This window comes from Novosphingopyxis iocasae (assembly GCF_014334095.1).
Lineage (GTDB): Bacteria > Pseudomonadota > Alphaproteobacteria > Sphingomonadales > Sphingomonadaceae > Novosphingopyxis > Novosphingopyxis iocasae.
Genome location: NZ_CP060495.1, coordinates 296,533 through 312,244, shown reverse-complemented (window position 1 = coordinate 312,244; position 15,712 = coordinate 296,533). Strand labels below are relative to the sequence as shown.

Sequence of the window (15,712 nt, the reverse complement as noted above, 5' to 3'; positions counted from 1 at the left end):
CGCGATCGCGCCGGCCAGATGGCGCGGACCATGTTCAGCCATGCGCGCCTCCGGCATAGATCGACACCGCCTCGCGGAAGCATTCGCCCCGCGCCTCGAAATCGCGGAACTGATCGAAACTGGCGCAGGCGGGCGAAAGCAGCACGGTATCGCCCGGCTGCGCATCGCGCACGGCGCGGCGCACGGCGGTGGCCAGCATTTCGCTCTCGTCCACTTCCATATGCTCGGCGAGCTGGCGGGCATAGGTGGGCCCGGCATCGCCGATGGTATAGGCCTTGACGACATGGCTGAAATTGGGGGCGCATTCGTCGAGATTGTCGTCCTTAGGCAGGCCGCCGACGATCCAGCGGATACGCTCGAACGCAGCCAGCGCCGGGGCGGCGGAGGCGGGGTTCGTGGCCTTGCTGTCGTTCACGAAAGCGACCCCGCCGAAGGTGCCGAGACGTTCCAGGCGGTGCGGCAGACCGCTAAAGCTTTCCAGCCCTGCGTCGATCGACTGCTGCGGCACGCCGAGCGCCTCGCAGGCCGCGATGGCGGCGAGCGCGTTCTGCGCATTGTGCGGGCCCTGCAGCGAAGGCCAGCGGGATTGGTCCATGCACACACCCGGTGCAATCTTGGTGATCTGGCGCGAGGGACGCTTGAGGCCCTGGGCGATCAGCGCAGACGGCGTATCGCCGATGCCGATCACCGCCTCGCCCTTCCCATGCTGCATCTCGAAAAGCCGCGCCTTGGACGCGGCATAGGCTTCAAAGTTCTCGTAGCGGTCGAGATGATCGGGCGTGATGTTGAGCAGCACCGCGATATCGCAGGCGAGGCTTTCCGTCAGATCGATCTGATAGCTCGACAGCTCCAGCACATAGACGCCCTCGCCCGCTTCATTCGGCTCCAGCGGATCGCGCGAGAGGATCGGCAGACCGATATTGCCGGCCATCAGGCTGGGACGGCCCGCGGTCTTCAGGATATGAGCGATCAGCGCCGTGGTGGTCGATTTGCCGTTGGTGCCGGTGATGCCGACGACCTTGTGCGGCGGCAGCGCGGTGCGGGCCTGCGCGAACAGCTCGACATCGCCGATGATGGGCAAATTGGCAGCGCGGGCCCTTTCGGCGATCGGGCTGCTGTTCAGCGGCACACCGGGCGAAAGGATGATCGCATCGAACTGCGACAGATCCGCCTCCAGCAGATCGGCGATTTCCGCCTTGCCCTCGGCGCGGGCGCGCGGTTCGGGCTGGCCGTCCCAAGCGGTGACCTTCGCACCGCTGGCCACCAGCGCATCCAGCGTCGCCAGCCCGGACCGAGCCAGGCCGAGCAGCGCATAATGCTTGTCGGCGAAGGCGGGGCTGACGATCATCTGAGCTTGAGCGTGGACAGACCGGCGAGCGCGAGCACGAGGCTGACGATCCAGAAGCGGATCACAACGGTCGGCTCGGCCCAGCCAAGCTGCTCGAAATGATGGTGGATCGGCGCCATCTTGAAGACGCGCTTGCCTGTGCGCTTGAAGAAGAAAACCTGGATGATGACGGACAGCGCCTCGATCACGAACAGCCCGCCGACGACACCCAGCACGATCTCGTGATGGGTGGAAACGGCCAGCGCGCCTAGCGCTCCGCCGAGCGCGAGGCTGCCGGTATCGCCCATGAAAACGGCTGCTGGCGGCGCATTATACCAGAGGAAGGCGAGCCCCGATCCGATGATCGCGCCGCACAGGATGGTCAGTTCGCCAGCGCCAGGCACATGCGGGATGCCGAGGTAATTGGCGTAGATTGCGTTGCCGACGAGGTACACGATGATGAAGAAGGTCACCGCTGCGATAACGACCGGCATTGTGGCAAGGCCATCGAGCCCATCGGTGAGGTTCACCGCATTGCCCGCACCCACGATCACGAACATCGCGAACAGGATGTAGAACCAGCCCAGATCGATCGAAACGCCGCTGAGGAAGGGCAGATAGAGATGCGTGCCGTTCTGATCGGTGATCAGCCAGGCGGCGACGCCGGCAATGGCAAACTCCGCAAGCAGGCGGATACGGCCAGGAACACCTTTGTGGCTGGACTTCGACACCTTGTCGAAATCATCGAGAAACCCGATGATCGCGAAGCCGAATGTGACGAACAGGCAGGCCCAGACATAGACGTTGCGCGGGTCCATCCACAGCAGCACCGCTACGGCGAGCGAGATCAGAATAAGCAACCCCCCCATCGTCGGCGTGCCGACCTTGGCAAGATGCGTCTGCGGGCCGTCGCTGCGGATCGGCTGGCCCTTGCCCTGGCGCATGCGCAGCATGAGGATAAAGCGCGGACCGATGATCAGGCCGAGAAACAAGGCGGTCGCCACCGCCGCGCCGGAGCGGACGCTCTGGTAACGCAGCAGGTTGAACGGTCCTTCGAACCCGAACCATTCGGCGAGCAGGTAGAACATTCTCAAACTTCTCCGTCGACGAGAGCGCTTACCAGCTTCGAAAGCCCCACGGAGTTGGAGCCCTTGACGAGCACCGCTTCGCCGCCCTCGATTGTCCCGCGGAGCAGGGCCAGCGCCTCGTCCGCGGTTCCGCAATGGGCGAAGCGGGCCGGACCCTCAAGCCCGCTCCCCAGCTTTTCCACCAGATTTTCGAATTCCGGGCCGACGAAAATCGCCTCGTCCACCTTCGCATCCGCCAGCAGCGGCCCGATATCGGCGTGATAGCCGTCGGATTTCTCGCCCAGTTCCTTCATCGCACCGAGCACCGCGACGCGGCGGCTGTGCGGTGCGGCGGCGAGCCCGGCAATCGCCGCCTTCATCGAGGCGGGATTGGCATTGTAGCTCTCATCGATCAGCAGAAGCGGCCCGCCGACATGTTCGATCAGGTGCCGCGCCCCGCGTCCGGCAAGGCCGGGCAGTTCGGCGAGCGCCAGCCCCGCCGAGGCGAGATCGCCAACCACCGCGTCGACCGCCGCCAGCACGGCAAGCGAATTGGCGACGATATGGCGTCCGGGCTGAGCAATTCGGTAACACAGCATGGCCGCGCCGATCTGCGCGGTTACGAGCGAGCCGCCATGCCGGTCCAGCGCCTCGACGGCGCGCGCGTCGGCCTCTTCGTGGAAACCGAAGCTGATCACGCGATCGGTATGTTCCAGTGCAGCATCGCGCAGCAACTCGTAATGCGGGTTATCGCGCGGCACGATGGCGGTGCCGCCCTCCACGAGGCCTTCGAAGATTTCGGACTTCGCGCGGGCAATCGCCGCTTCATCCGGGAAAAACTCGACATGGGCAGGCGCGATGGTTGTGACGATGGCGACATCGGGACGTACAAGTCGCGTCAGATCGGACAGTTCGCCGGCATGGTTCATGCCCATCTCGAAAACACCGAAAGCGGTCTCGCGCGGCATGCGCGCAAGGCTGAGCGGAACACCGACATGGTTGTTGTAGCTCTTGAGCGATCGGTGCGCATGGCCGCGCGAGCCCCGATCGAGCCCGAGAAACAGCATTTCCTTGGTGCCGGTCTTGCCTGCCGATCCGGTGACCCCGATGATCTTGGCGCCCGTTCGACCGCGCGAGGCCCGCGCCAGCGCGCGCAGCGCCTCAGCGGTGTCTCCTACCAGAACATGCGGATGATCGACGGCGCGATCGGTAATCGCGCCCGCGGCGCCGCTTGCGAAAGCGCCATCAACGAAGCGGTGGCCGTCGGTGCTTTCGCCGGAAAGCGCCACGAATAGATCGCCCGGACCCACTTCGCGCGAATCGAAGGCGACGCCGTTCGCCTGAAACTCGCCATGCACAGTTCCGCCGGTAGCCTGTGCGATCTCATCGGCGGTCCAGAGCGCGCTCATGCGGAAACCTCCCGTGCCACCTGCACATCGTCGAAGGGCAGCACCTGATCGCCGACGATCTGGCCCTGCTCATGCCCCTTGCCGGCGACGAGGACGATATCGTCCGGCTTCGCCATCGCGATCGCGGCGGCAATGGCTTCGCGCCGATCGCCGATCTCCTGCGCATCGGGAGCGCCACCGCGCACCGCCTTGCGAATGGCAGCGGGATCTTCGCTGCGCGGATTGTCGTCAGTCACGATAACTTCATCGGACAACCCTACGGCGGCTGCGCCCATCTCGGCGCGCTTGCCGGTGTCGCGGTCCCCGCCCGCACCGAAAACGGTGATGAGCCGCCCCTTGCAATGCGCACGCAGCGCTTCGCAGGCAGCCACCAGCGCATCGGGCGTATGGGCGTAATCGATATACACAGGCGCGCCGCTTCGGCTGATCACCGCGCGCTCCAAGCGGCCGCGCACCGGCTGAAGGCGGGAGAGATGCTCGCTGACATCATCCCAGTCCCCGCCCGTCGCGATGACGAGACCCGCAGCCGTCAGCGCGTTATTCGCCTGATAGGCACCGATCAGCGGGAGGTTGATTTTCTTGAGCCGTCCCTGCGCCTCGACTTCCAGCATCTGGCCAAGCTGCGTGGGCGTCTGGGCGATCAGCCGTAAACCCTCCCCGCGCCGCCCGACCGTGATGCGGCGCAGCGATCGCTTGGCTACCCGGTCGAACACCGCGTCGGACCATTCATCGTCCGCCCAGATGACGGCGGTGCCGTTTTCGTCCAGCACCTCGTCGAACAAACGCATCTTCGCCTCGAAATAGGCCTCCATGCTTTCATGATAATCGAGGTGATCGCGGCTCAAATTGGTGAAAGCGGCGGCGCGGATCGGCAGTCCTTCGCTGCGATACTGGTCCAGCCCGTGGCTCGATGCCTCAAACGCTGCGTGGCTCACGCCTTCGCGCGCCAGCCCGGCCATATTGGAGAGGAAGGTGACGATATCGGGCGAGGTCAGGCCGGTACGGACATTCTCTGAGCCCGTAGTGATGCCAAGCGTGCCGATCGAAGCCGCATTATGCCCGGCAAGCCGCCACAGCTGACGCGTCAGCTCAACCGTAGATGTCTTTCCGTTCGTGCCGGTGACCGCGACGGTCGCCTGCGGGAATGGGCGGAAAAATTGCGCGGCAATCTGCGCGAACCGGCGGCGCGGCACCGCGTCCGCGATCAGGTGCGCACCGTCCACGTTCACCCCCTCGCGCGCTACCACGGCGACAGCGCCGGCGGCGATGGCCTGCGGGATCACCTCTTCGGCATTGAACTTGGCACCCTGGAAGGCCCCAAAGATATTGCCGGGGGCAATCTGGCGGTGGTCTATCGCGAAGCCGGTGATGGGCTTCAGGGCATCTTCGCCGGTAAGGTTTTGCAGTATATCGCCAAGGCGCATCAATGATCCCCGCCGTTGCGCCAAAGCAGCGGCATCAGTTCGCTCACATCCACGTCGCGGCCCGTATCGGGCAGCACGCCGAGCATCGGGCCGATGCGCGGCACCAGCCGCTTGACGATCGGCGCCGCAACCCAGCCCGCGGTGCGCTGGAACGAGGTAGCGGCGGTGCCCTGCGGCTCGTCCAGCGACACAACCACAACATATTGCGGGTTGTCCATGGGGAAGGCCGCCGCAAAGGTCGAGACGAGCGAATTATGCGCATAACCACCCGCACGCGGCTTCTCGGCCGATCCGGTCTTGCCGCCGATACGGAAGCCCTCGGCATCGGCGTTGCGGCCGGTGCCGTCGAGCACGATCATGCGCAGCAGCTGACGCATCCGCGCACTTGTCGCCGCACTGAATACCCGCCGCCCCTTGGGTTCCTTGTCGGCGTCCACCTTCAAGAGGGTGCTCGGACGATAGATACCGCCATTGACGAGCGAGGCGTAAGCGGTGGCGAGGTGCAGCGGTGTGACCGCAATACCGTGGCCGTAACCGATGGTCATGTTGGTGAGGCGGCCCCAATCCTTCGGCCAGATCGGAAGGCCCTTTTCGGCGATCTCGATTTCCGGACGCTTGTCGAAATCCAGGCTGCGCAGCGTCTTTTCCATACGCTCACGCCCCAGATCGTCTGCAATGCGCGCGGTAACGATGTTGGAGCTGTTGACCAGCGCTTCGGGCACGTTGATCCAGCGGCCCATCGGGTGATCGTCATGGATCTTGAAGCCCGCGATCTTGAGCGGCGCAGTGGCGTCGTAACGCCGCGAGAGGTCGCGCACCGTCCCGGCATCCAGCGCGGCGGCCACCGTGATCGGTTTGAACGTGGAGCCCAGTTCATAAACGCTCTGCGTGACGCCATTGGCCTGGTTCTTCACTCCCTCGGCATCCAGCTTGTTGGGATTGAAGCTTGGCAGTGAACTCAGCGCGACAATCTCACCCGTGTTCGCGTCCAGCACCACACCCGCTGCGCCGATCGCATGCGTGCTTGTCATCGCGCGCATCAGTTCGTTGCGCAGCGCGCCCTGCACCCGGCTGTCGATCGAAAGCGCTACAGGCTCGCCTCGCAGATTGGGGTCCGTCAGCCGCTTCTCAAGCACCCGCTCCATGCCCATGCGGCCATGACCGCTCATGTCGGTGAAGCCCAGTACATGCGCCGCAAGATCATATTCGGGATAGAGACGCTCTGGCTCACGCGGGAATTCGATGCCGATCTCACCCAGCGCATGCACTTCGCTCACTTCGCGCGGAAGGGCACGGCGACGCAGATAGGTCGGGCGCTTGCCGGTCAACTTGGCGTAGAATTCACCGGCGGGCTCATCGGGGAAAATGGCCTGCAACTGATTGGCGAGCTGCCGCTTGTCGCCGCGAATTTCATCCGGCTTCACCCAGATGGCATAAGCCGCGATCGTGCGCGCCAGCGGTATGCCATTGCGGTCCACGATGTCACCGCGCTCGGGCACATAAGCGGAGGAAATCGCGCTGTAGCTCTTCTGATTTTCGAAGATCGCGAAGCTGCCAAGACGCAGAACGATCAGAAGCACCGCAGCGGTGAAGATCAGCGCCAGGATCATCAGCCGCTGGTACGTGGCCGTGCCTACATGGCCACCATATTCGCCCAGCCGCATGCGCGTGGGGTTGGTGGCGGCGAACGCCGTCATTGTTTCGATTTCTCGGCAGCGGCGCGGGCTTGCAGATCGCGCAGGGTGGACGCGCCGAGCAGGCTGTTTTCCAACTGCGCCACGCGCTTGGCGCGGTCCGCGGCAGCCATCTTAGGCGCGGCATTTTCCGGCGATCCGTCAGGCTTGCCCGCCTTGGCCACGACACCGTCATTCGCCGCCGTGGCAACCGGAGCAGCAGACGTCGTATCGGCTTCCGCAGACGAAACGCGCCCGCCATTGCCGACCGTGCCGATCGGCGCGGCGTCCAGGCCATAAGCGGCGGACACCATCACGGGCGATTGGGGGCCAAGGTCCTCGCCGCTGAAATCGGCCAGTTCGCGCACGCCGTCGACATATTGGCCGGGGCGCGGCGCGTCGTAACCGTAGAGAAGGTCGTTCCACTTTTCGAGCTGATCGAGGCTGGCGCGCGCCCGGATTTCCGCCTGAAGATAGCTGATCTCACGCCGGGCCTCGACGATCTGATGGTCCGCGCGCACCAGCTTGGCGTGCATCGCGCCGACCTTCAGCGACAGCGGATAGAGCGAGATGGCAACGAGGAAGACCAACGCCACCCAGCCAAGACCCTGCATGCGCTTCAGACCCATGGTCATGCCGCCTGCTCCTGCCACGGCGAAGCGTCGGTCCGCTCCGCCCAGCGCAGCACCGCCGAACGGGCGCGCGGATTTCGGTCGAGCTCGTCCTCGCCCGCACGGATCGCCTTCGATGGACGGGCGAAACTGGGCGCCGGGCCGCTATCCTGGAGCGGCAGATGGCGTGATCCACCGCCCGCTTGCCCGCTGCGCACGCGCAGGAACTGTTTTACGATCCGGTCCTCCAGACTGTGGAAACTGACCACGACCAGCCGGCCGCCGGGGCGCAGCAGCTTTTCCGCGGCGGCCAGGCCTTCGCGCAGCTCGTCCAGTTCCGCGTTCACATGGATGCGAATGGCCTGAAAAGTGCGGGTCGCCGGATCCTTCGGCATGCCTTCGCGGTGGCCGAGCGCCTTGCGCACGATCGCCGCCAGCTCACCGGTGCGCGTCAGCGGACGCGCGGCGACAATGGCCTTGGCGATCCGGCGCGAGCGGCGTTCTTCGCCATAGAGATAAATGACGTCGGCAATTTCTTCCTCATCCGCTTCATTCAGGAAGTCGGCGGCGCTCGGGCCGTCCTGCCCCATGCGCATGTCGAGCGGACCATCGGCGCGGAAGGAAAAGCCCCTCGCCGCCTCGTCCAGCTGCATTGAGGAAACACCGATGTCGAGCACCACGGCGTCCACCGCCTCGATGCCTTCGGCCGCCAATATGGAAGCCATGTCTGAAAAGCGGGCGGGGAAGAGGCGCAGACGCCCCTTGCTCCCGCCCGCCAGTCCGGCGCCCTGCGCGATTGCCGAGGGGTCGCGATCGAACGCATAAACGTTCGCCCCCTGGGCCAGGAAGGCGGAGCTATAGCCGCCGGCGCCGAATGTGCCGTCCACGATGCGCGCGCCAGGGGTGATGGCGGCGGCGTGGACGACCTCTTCGAGAAGGACGGGAATGTGAGGAGCCTCGGGCGCGCTCATTTGCGCTTCCTCTCGGCTTCGCTCAGGAAATATTCCGCGATTTCCTTCTGCATTTCGAAGCCCGTCTGCTGTTCCATGAGGATCGACGGGTTCCAGATGTAAAAATTCGTGATGTTGCCGTGAAAAAAGGCCTGGCCGTCCAGCTTGCCGAAGAAGCGCAGCATCGGCGGCATGACGAAGCGGCCACTCGCCTCGAAGCCCACTTCCATCAGCGAGGACGCGATCGGTCCGCCGGCGGCCTGCCGGTCGAACTGTTCGCCGCGCTGCTGCGCATAGTCCCATTGCTTGTCCAGATCGGTTGCAAGACGGTCCCGCTCGGTGGTGCCGAAGCCCATCAGGCAGGGTAATTCAGGGTGGCGGGCGAGGCAGACGACGTTGCCGCCGCTGCTGCTTTCCACGGTCGAGCGCAGCTCGGACGGGATCGTGCACCGGCCCTTGCCGTCGATCGTCGACAGGCCCGAGCCGCCATATACGAACCCCCCTGCCACGATTTGCCGAACCCCTTTCTTCGCGGGGCAATACGCGTCCCGCGCCGGAATTCAGCAATTCCGACGTCGGTCTTTGCAACGGCAAAGCAGACACCCCGATTGCCCACGGGCATAGCATGGGATTTCATGGGACAACAAGGGAATTTTGGGGATATCCATGGGATTGTCCGGGGGGCGCGCGGAAATCCTAGGCTTTCACTTTCTCGGCGTCAGTCGCATGGGCCGAAGGTTCTTTTTCTGTTCCGGATTTGCAGCATCAGACCCACATTTTCACCCGCAGAATCCCCGGTCGCCCCAGAATTTCCCAGAACGCGCCCAAGATGCCGGCTCGTCACTCAGCACCACCGAGTTCGGCGAGAAGCCCTGTGATCAGCGCGCCATTACCCTCGCGCCTCCACAGGCCCGGTTGCAGTACATCGGCGTCCGCCAGCAGCAGCGCCCTGCCCTTGCCGACAGCGCAGTCGGCAATCAGCCTGGAGGCGTCGATCGCGCATTTCGCCGCGGGGTCGGGGACATCCGCCAGCGCTGCAAAGGCCCCAGGCGACCGGGTCTCGATCCGCTCTCCCCGCACGTCCAGCGCCGGTGCCTGACCGGTTCGGTCCATCGGCATCACCAGCTCTATGCCCCAATGGGAAAAAAGCGGAGACAGAAGCGAGGTGAACAATGGCCGGCGTGCATCGCCGATCGGATAGCGGCTCTCCCAATGCAAAGCGGGATCGGCGAGGATCAGCGCCTTGCCCCCTGCCCTCAGCCAACCGTCCAGCGCCACCAGTTCCGCCGGATCGAGCGCCCTTGGCTGTGCGAGCAGCAGAATGCCGGTGGGGGCACTTCTGGCACCCTCCGGTTTCAACACGTCCAGATCGTCCAGCGTCCGGATGTCATAGTTTCTCTGCAGATCGACATAGGCAGGTGCAGGTGAACCACCTCCGCTCAGTTGCTCCTGAATAGACGCCTCTCCACTGCGTAGCGGCAGGCTGGTCATCAGCATCAGATCGCTGCGCGGCCCTGTCGGCTTTCCCGCGGCGCACGCTGCCAGCATGAGAATCGCGCCAAACGCCGTGGCGAGCGACCGTATGGACACGAATCTACTTCGCTTTGGCCACGGAGGTCTCCTCCGGCGCAGGAACGGCCCCGAGTTCAGCGAGCGGCTCCTTCGGCGCTTCGGTTTTAGGGGCCGCCTCCGCAACAGGAGAGCCGGTTTCCGCGATCTCTTCGGTCACCGGCACCTCGTTGCTCGCGCGGTCATTGGCGATCCCCGCCAGCCCGACGAGCAGAATGACCGCGACCAGACCGAGAACGCCGATCTGCAAGCGCTGAACATTCTCGCGCCGCTGGGTCACCGGGTCGCCTCGACCTGCCAGGGCATCGGTTCGAGATTTTTGGAGCGCATCCACTCCGGATTGTAGAGCGTGGAGAGATAGCGAAAACCGGTGTCGCAAAGGATCGTCGCGATCCGCTTGCCTGAACCCAGCTTGCGACCCAGCGCGACAGCACCGGCCACATTGATGCCCGACGACAACCCAAGGCACAGGCCTTCTTCGGCGAGGAGGCGGCGAACCCACTCCATCCCCTCTTCGTCGGAGATGCGAAACTGATCGTCGATCGGCGCGCCTTCGAGATTGGCCGTGATCCGCCCCTGGCCAATCCCTTCGGCGACCGAACTGCCCTCGGATTTCAGCTCACCATGCGCGAAATATTCGTACAGCGCCGCACCGTGCGGATCGGTCAGCGCGATCTGGACGTCCTCGCTCTTCTGCTTCAGGCCCATGCCTACGCCCGCGATGGTGCCGCCCGTGCCCGCCGCGCAGGTGAAGCCGTCGACCCGCCCGTCCATCTGCGTCCAGATTTCTTCCGCGGTCGTCTCGATATGCGCGCGGCGATTGGCGATATTGTCGAACTGGTTCGCCCAGATCGCATTTTCGGTTTCTTCCGCGATCCGGCGGGAGGTGTGCACGAAATGGCCAGGGTTGGAGAATGGAGCGGCGGGCACGGTGATCAGCTCCGCCCCCAGCGCGCGCAGCGTGTCCATCTTTTCCCGGCTCTGCGTCTCCGGCATCACGATGATCGTGCGATAGCCCAGAGCGTTGGCGACCAGCGCAAGGCCGATACCGGTATTGCCCGCCGTACCTTCCACAATCGTCCCGCCCGGTTTCAGCGCCCCGCGCTCCTCGGCATCGCGCACGATATAAAGCGCCGCACGATCCTTCACCGACGCGCCAGGGTTGGTGAATTCGCATTTGCCGAAAATGTCGCAGCCCGCCGCCTCGCTCGGCCCCTTGAGGCGCACGAGCGGCGTGTTACCGATAAGGTCCAATGTAGTGTGAAGCGTTTCCATCGACCCATTCTAGATATTGGCGATGGGCTGGGCAACAGCGGAGAAACAACGCACTGCATGATCGGTTCAGAAAGATTGGCGAAAAGTCACTTTAGAAATCAATGACTTGTCATTTTTTTCGCTTGCCGAGATTTTTCTCGGAACCCTTTTCGACAAGCGTCCGTTTGGATGGTCAGAGCAGCGGAACTCCCTCCCCCCCTTTGCCGCTGTTCTGTATTAAGGCCCGGATGCGCTCCTCCCAACCCAGCCATCCGGGCCTCATTTTTGTCCAGCGTTTGGAGGATTAACATGCGTAAAATTGTTTTGGCGAGCCTCGTTGCGGCGACCTTCCTTGTTGCCGGGTGCAACACCGTCAAGGGCGCAGGCGAAGACATTCGTTCGGTCGGTCAGGCTGGAGAAGACGCGATCGACTGATCGCTCCGCATCCAGGCCCATCCGGGTTTATAGAGGCGATCGAAGGTCTTCGGTCGCCTTTTCTTTTGCCGTCTTCCGGTCCGTAATCAGCATCAGGATCAGCGATCCTTCATAAAGAAGCACGAGCGGGATCCCGAGCATGAACTGCGAGATGATGTCGGGCGGCGTCAGTATTGCCGCGACCAGAAAGCTGATCACCAGCATGTAGCGGCGAAAGCCGATAAGCTGTTCGCGGGTTACCAGTCCCGCACGGTGCAACAACAGTAGCAGGATCGGCAGCTGGAACGCGACTCCGAAGGCCAGCACGAAGCGCATCACCAAATCCAGATAATCGCCGACCGCCGGAAGCGCCTCGACATTGAGGCCGCCCGAACTGCCCGCATATCCAAGGAAAAATTGAAATGCGAGCGGCATGACCATGAAATAAGCCAGCGACGCGCCTGCAATGAACAGTATCGGTGAAGCGAAAAGAAACGGCAGAAAAGCCTTCTTTTCGCGCGCGTAAAGACCGGGTGCGACAAAGCGCCATAGCTGCAGCGCGATCACCGGGAAGGCGAGCAGGAAGGCCGTGAACAGCGCCACCTTGATCTCAACGAAAAAGGCTTCGTAGAGCTTCGTATAGATCAGCTTGCCTTGCCCCGGCGGAAAGGCATCCGTCAGGGGCCGCACAAGCAGCGCAAAGATATCTTCGGCGAAATAAGCGCCGATCGCGAAGCCGATCACGAGCGCGATCATGCACTTTATCAGGCGGCCACGCAGTTCGATAAGGTGATCGAGCAGCGGCGCTGTGCTCTCATCGATATCGTTCACGCGCTATCGTCCTTGCGGTCCGGCTCCGCAGGTGCGGGCGCGGACTCGTCCGGCGGAGGGAACGTCGCTGCGGGCGCTTCGGGCGGCGGCAGGGGCCGCATCTGCGGCTCGTCCCCGCGCTGCTGCTCCGGCGTCAGCGCGCCTTCAGGGTGTTCGCGCATGATGCGGGCATTCTCGTCCGCCCATTTTTTCTCGAGATCCTTTAGCTCGGCCTCGCGAACCATTTCGTCGAAGCCTTCGCGCACTTGCCGCATCACGCCGCGAATGCGCGCGACCCAGCGGCCTGCGGTCATCAGCGCATCCGGCAATTGCTTGGGTCCAATGGCGACGATGGCGATCACCGCGATCACCGCCATCTCGGAAATGCCGAGATCGAACATCGATACTCCGCCGCGTCAGACGCGATCAGTTGGAGGTATAATCCCGGTCACGCTCACGCTCGGCATCCGTACGGGGCTCAGCCGGCGCACCCTCTATCCGGCGGGGCTCCTCGGGTGCACGGTCACGGCGGCTTTGTTCACGCTCGCGCTGGTCGGAATCCTCGTCCGTGATGCCTTTCTTGAAGCTCTTGATGCCCTTGCCGACATCGCCCATCATCTCGGAAATGCGGCCGCGGCCGAACAGGATGAGCACCAGTGCGGCGACGATCAGAAGTTGCCAGATACTCGGTTGCATTACAGAATCTCCGAAGGCCTGTTTCCCCGCTATCTAAACGTTCCCGCGGCCGCTTGCCACCCAATCCTCATTTGGCACGTCCGATTCATTAACGGCATCCGCGCGCGCCTCGGCCTCTTCCTCCAGTGCATCAAAGACTTCGTCCACCGGATCGAGCAGCCCTGCCGCCTTTAATTCGTCGATTCCGGGCAGATCGCGCCGACTTTCCAGCCCGAAGTGGACCAGGAATTCCGGCGTCGTTGCATAGATCAGCGGCCGCCCCGGCACCTCGCGTCGTCCGGCCGGGCGCACCCAACCCGCTTCCATCAGCACATCGAGCGTGCCCTTCGATATCTGCACTCCGCGAATGGATTCGATCTCCGCGCGGCTGACCGGCTCATGATAAGCGATAATGGCGAGCGTCTCGACGCCTGCCCGGCTGAGGCGCCGCAGCTGTGTGCGTTCGCGCCGCAGCATTCTGCCCAGATCGGGCGCGGTCTGAAAGCGCCAGGCGCGCCCGCGCTTCACCAGCTCGATTCCCCGCCCGCGATAATGGTCTTCAAGCGCGGCTAGCGCCGCCCCGATGTCGATTGCCTCGCCGACATAAGCGCGAATTTGCTCCACCGTCATCGCGTCCTCCGCCGCGAACAGGCAGGCCTCCACCGCGCGGACGTCGTCGGCCAGAGCACTCATGACCGCTTCCGCAGCCGCAGCGGCGCAAATGTGCCTTCCTGATCCAGCGCCACGCGCCCTTGCCGGGCCAGTTCCAGCGCAGCGACGAAACCGGATGCGAGCGAGGATTTGCGCAGCTCCGGATTTTCGGACTTGGCCAGAAAATGCTCAATCCGCGTCCATTCGACGGCATGGGAGATCAACCGCGAAAGCCTGTCGATCGCCTCCTCCAGCGTCACCACCGCGCGGCGCTTGACGATGTGGAGCGCCGGCTCGGTGCGCGCGCGTAACTGACCATAGGCGTTGATCAGCGTGAAATAATCGCAATCCCATGCGCGCTCATGGATGACCCGGGAGCCCCTCGGGCGCTCCGCGTGCAAAGACATCGCGCCCCTCACGGTCCCGCGCCATCAACCGTGCACCGGCTTCGCGCATCGCATTGAGACGTTCGAGCCGCAATTGCAGGCGCAGCGCCAGCTCTTCGGGGCTGGGGTCCGCCTGCTCCTCCTTCGGCAGGAGCAGCGCCGATTTGAGGAAGGCAAGCCAGGCGGCCATCACCAGGTAATCCGCGGCAAGTTCGAGCTTCAGGGAGCGCGAGCGGTCTATAAAGGCGAGATATTGCTCAGCCAGCTCCAGAATAGATATCTGCCGCAGATCGACCTTTTGCCCGCGCGCGAGCGACAACAAGAGGTCGAGCGGCCCTTCCCAGCCATCGATGTCGAGGGTCAGCTGCTCCGGTTCGCGATAGGCCGCTTCCTCGAAACCGTCTTGAGCGTCCGCGCTCACACCAGCGCCAGCAGCTCGTCGCGCTTGGCCACGAGTTCGTCCAGCCGCCCCTGCCCGCCAGGGTTGCCCAAGGCCGCACAGGCAGCTTCGTAACGCCGCTTGGTTTGGGGCTTCATCGTACCGAGGCGCTGTGCAATGCCGGTCATGTCGTCCATTTTCGCCCAGCAGTTGAGCGCGATATCGCACCCGGCCGCCACCGCCGCCTCGGCGCGCTCCGGCACGCTGCCGTCAAGCGCTTCCATGTCCAGATCATCGCTGAACAGCAGCCCGTCAAAGCCGATCCGGCCGCGAATGACATCTTCGATCACGGTCGGCGAAAGCGTGGCAGGCCGGGCTGCGTCCCACGCCGTGAAGACGATATGCGCGGTCATCGCCATGGTGGCGTGCGAGAGCGTGGCGAACGGCGCGATGTCGCGCTCCAGTTCATCGACGCTGGCGTCTACCACGGGGAGCGACTTGTGGCTGTCCGCCATGGCGCGGCCGTGGCCGGGAATATGCTTTACGATCCCGCCCACCCCGGCGGCGGCCAGTCCATTTAGCACAGCGCGGCCCAGCGCCGCCACTTGCATCGGCTCTTCGCCCAGTGCCCGGTCACCAATGACATCGTGGGCGCCCGACGCGCGTACATCGAGCAGCGGGAGGCAGTCGACATTGATGCCGACTTCGGCCAGCGAAACGCCCGATCGCCTCCGCGTTCAACAGCGCGGCCTGCATGGCGGAAATGGGGGCCAGCCGGTAAAGCTCCGCAAAGCGCTCGCCCGCGGGAAATTGCGGCCAGACCGGGGGCTTCATCCGCTGAACGCGCCCGCCCTCCTGATCCACCATGATCGGCACATCATCGCGGCCATGCAGCGCCCCGCAGATCATCGGTCAGCGCGCGGACCTGATCCTTGCTTTCGAAATTCCGGCCAAACAGGATGTAACCCGCAGGATCCGCCTCGCGAAAAAAGCCGCGCTCCGCGTCGGTCAGTTCCAGCCCGGATAGTCCGAAAATCGCCGCTAGCATGCCGTCCTGAACCTGGTTCGCCTCATCAGGCAGTAAGCTTAGACCGCGCCGGAATCGCGAGCAAG

Annotated in this window: 16 protein-coding genes and 2 pseudogenes; 1 reads left to right on the top strand and 17 read right to left on the bottom strand. The window is 64.0% G+C overall.

Annotated elements, in window-relative coordinates; genetic code table 11:
- Window positions 1–34: 34 nt before the first annotated feature.
- The 11 genes from murD to H7X45_RS01480 all read right to left on the bottom strand — a co-directional run bounded on the left by murD (window position 35) and on the right by H7X45_RS01480 (window position 11,305).
- Entirely contained in the window at window positions 35–1,348 is a 1,314-nt protein-coding gene (gene murD / locus H7X45_RS01530; protein WP_187335821.1) for a UDP-N-acetylmuramoyl-L-alanine--D-glutamate ligase, read from the bottom strand.
- Window positions 1,345–2,415 (bottom strand): phospho-N-acetylmuramoyl-pentapeptide-transferase, encoded by a 1,071-nt coding sequence (gene mraY / locus H7X45_RS01525; protein WP_187335820.1) that lies wholly within the window; start codon window positions 2,413–2,415, stop codon window positions 1,345–1,347. Before mraY ends, murD begins: the two co-directional genes overlap by 4 nt.
- A gap of 2 nt (window positions 2,416–2,417) precedes the next feature.
- Window positions 2,418–3,803 (bottom strand): UDP-N-acetylmuramoyl-tripeptide--D-alanyl-D-alanine ligase, encoded by a 1,386-nt coding sequence (locus H7X45_RS01520; protein WP_187335819.1) that lies wholly within the window; start codon window positions 3,801–3,803, stop codon window positions 2,418–2,420.
- On the bottom strand, window positions 3,800–5,227 hold the full coding sequence (locus H7X45_RS01515) for a UDP-N-acetylmuramoyl-L-alanyl-D-glutamate--2,6-diaminopimelate ligase (protein WP_187335818.1): 1,428 nt from the start codon (window positions 5,225–5,227) through the stop codon (window positions 3,800–3,802). The genes H7X45_RS01520 and H7X45_RS01515 overlap by 4 nt, the downstream gene beginning before the upstream one ends.
- Window positions 5,227–6,924: a peptidoglycan D,D-transpeptidase FtsI family protein gene (locus H7X45_RS01510; protein ID WP_187335817.1), complete on the bottom strand. Its 1,698-nt coding sequence runs from the start codon at window positions 6,922–6,924 to the stop codon at window positions 5,227–5,229. The genes H7X45_RS01515 and H7X45_RS01510 overlap by 1 nt, the downstream gene beginning before the upstream one ends.
- Entirely contained in the window at window positions 6,921–7,535 is a 615-nt protein-coding gene (locus tag H7X45_RS01505) for a hypothetical protein (RefSeq protein ID WP_187335816.1), read from the bottom strand. Before H7X45_RS01505 ends, H7X45_RS01510 begins: the two co-directional genes overlap by 4 nt.
- The gene (gene rsmH / locus H7X45_RS01500) at window positions 7,532–8,482 is read right to left on the bottom strand and encodes a 16S rRNA (cytosine(1402)-N(4))-methyltransferase RsmH (RefSeq protein WP_187335815.1); all 951 of its coding nucleotides are present in this window, start codon (window positions 8,480–8,482) and stop codon (window positions 7,532–7,534) included. Before rsmH ends, H7X45_RS01505 begins: the two co-directional genes overlap by 4 nt.
- Window positions 8,479–8,970, bottom strand: a complete 492-nt coding sequence (locus tag H7X45_RS01495; protein WP_187335814.1) for a division/cell wall cluster transcriptional repressor MraZ — start codon at window positions 8,968–8,970, stop codon at window positions 8,479–8,481. The genes rsmH and H7X45_RS01495 overlap by 4 nt, the downstream gene beginning before the upstream one ends.
- 331 nt (window positions 8,971–9,301) lie before the next feature.
- Complete coding sequence (locus H7X45_RS01490; protein ID WP_187335813.1) at window positions 9,302–10,051, bottom strand: Gldg family protein; 750 nt, start codon at window positions 10,049–10,051, stop codon at window positions 9,302–9,304.
- Between the two features lie 4 nt (window positions 10,052–10,055).
- Window positions 10,056–10,310 (bottom strand): hypothetical protein, encoded by a 255-nt coding sequence (locus H7X45_RS01485; RefSeq protein WP_187335812.1) that lies wholly within the window; start codon window positions 10,308–10,310, stop codon window positions 10,056–10,058.
- On the bottom strand, window positions 10,307–11,305 hold the full coding sequence (locus tag H7X45_RS01480) for a cysteine synthase A (protein ID WP_187335811.1): 999 nt from the start codon (window positions 11,303–11,305) through the stop codon (window positions 10,307–10,309). Before H7X45_RS01480 ends, H7X45_RS01485 begins: the two co-directional genes overlap by 4 nt.
- A 288-nt stretch (window positions 11,306–11,593) precedes the next feature.
- Here H7X45_RS01480 and H7X45_RS01475 point away from each other — a divergent pair, with 288 nt between their 5' ends.
- Entirely contained in the window at window positions 11,594–11,719 is a 126-nt protein-coding gene (locus H7X45_RS01475; RefSeq protein WP_187335810.1) for an entericidin A/B family lipoprotein, read from the top strand.
- A 27-nt stretch (window positions 11,720–11,746) separates the two neighbouring features.
- Here H7X45_RS01475 and tatC read toward each other — a convergent pair whose 3' ends face one another.
- The 6 genes and pseudogenes from tatC to nagZ all read right to left on the bottom strand — a co-directional run bounded on the left by tatC (window position 11,747) and on the right by nagZ (window position 15,647).
- A complete protein-coding gene (tatC, locus tag H7X45_RS01470; RefSeq protein WP_246449556.1) occupies window positions 11,747–12,529 on the bottom strand; it encodes a twin-arginine translocase subunit TatC in 783 nt (260 codons plus the stop codon).
- The gene (gene tatB, locus H7X45_RS01465; protein WP_187335809.1) at window positions 12,526–12,909 is read right to left on the bottom strand and encodes a Sec-independent protein translocase protein TatB; all 384 of its coding nucleotides are present in this window, start codon (window positions 12,907–12,909) and stop codon (window positions 12,526–12,528) included. Before tatB ends, tatC begins: the two co-directional genes overlap by 4 nt.
- 25 nt (window positions 12,910–12,934) lie before the next feature.
- Window positions 12,935–13,204 (bottom strand): twin-arginine translocase TatA/TatE family subunit, encoded by a 270-nt coding sequence (locus H7X45_RS01460; RefSeq protein ID WP_187335808.1) that lies wholly within the window; start codon window positions 13,202–13,204, stop codon window positions 12,935–12,937.
- 33 nt (window positions 13,205–13,237) lie between these two features.
- Window positions 13,238–13,876, bottom strand: coding sequence for an SMC-Scp complex subunit ScpB (gene scpB / locus H7X45_RS01455; protein ID WP_187335807.1), 639 nt, complete (start codon window positions 13,874–13,876; stop codon window positions 13,238–13,240).
- Window positions 13,873–14,641, bottom strand: a pseudogene (locus tag H7X45_RS01450) (segregation and condensation protein A). Before H7X45_RS01450 ends, scpB begins: the two are co-directional and overlap by 4 nt.
- Window positions 14,638–15,647: pseudogene (nagZ, locus tag H7X45_RS01445) on the bottom strand (beta-N-acetylhexosaminidase). The pseudogenes H7X45_RS01450 and nagZ overlap by 4 nt, the downstream one beginning before the upstream one ends.
- Window positions 15,648–15,712: the final 65 nt, after the last annotated feature.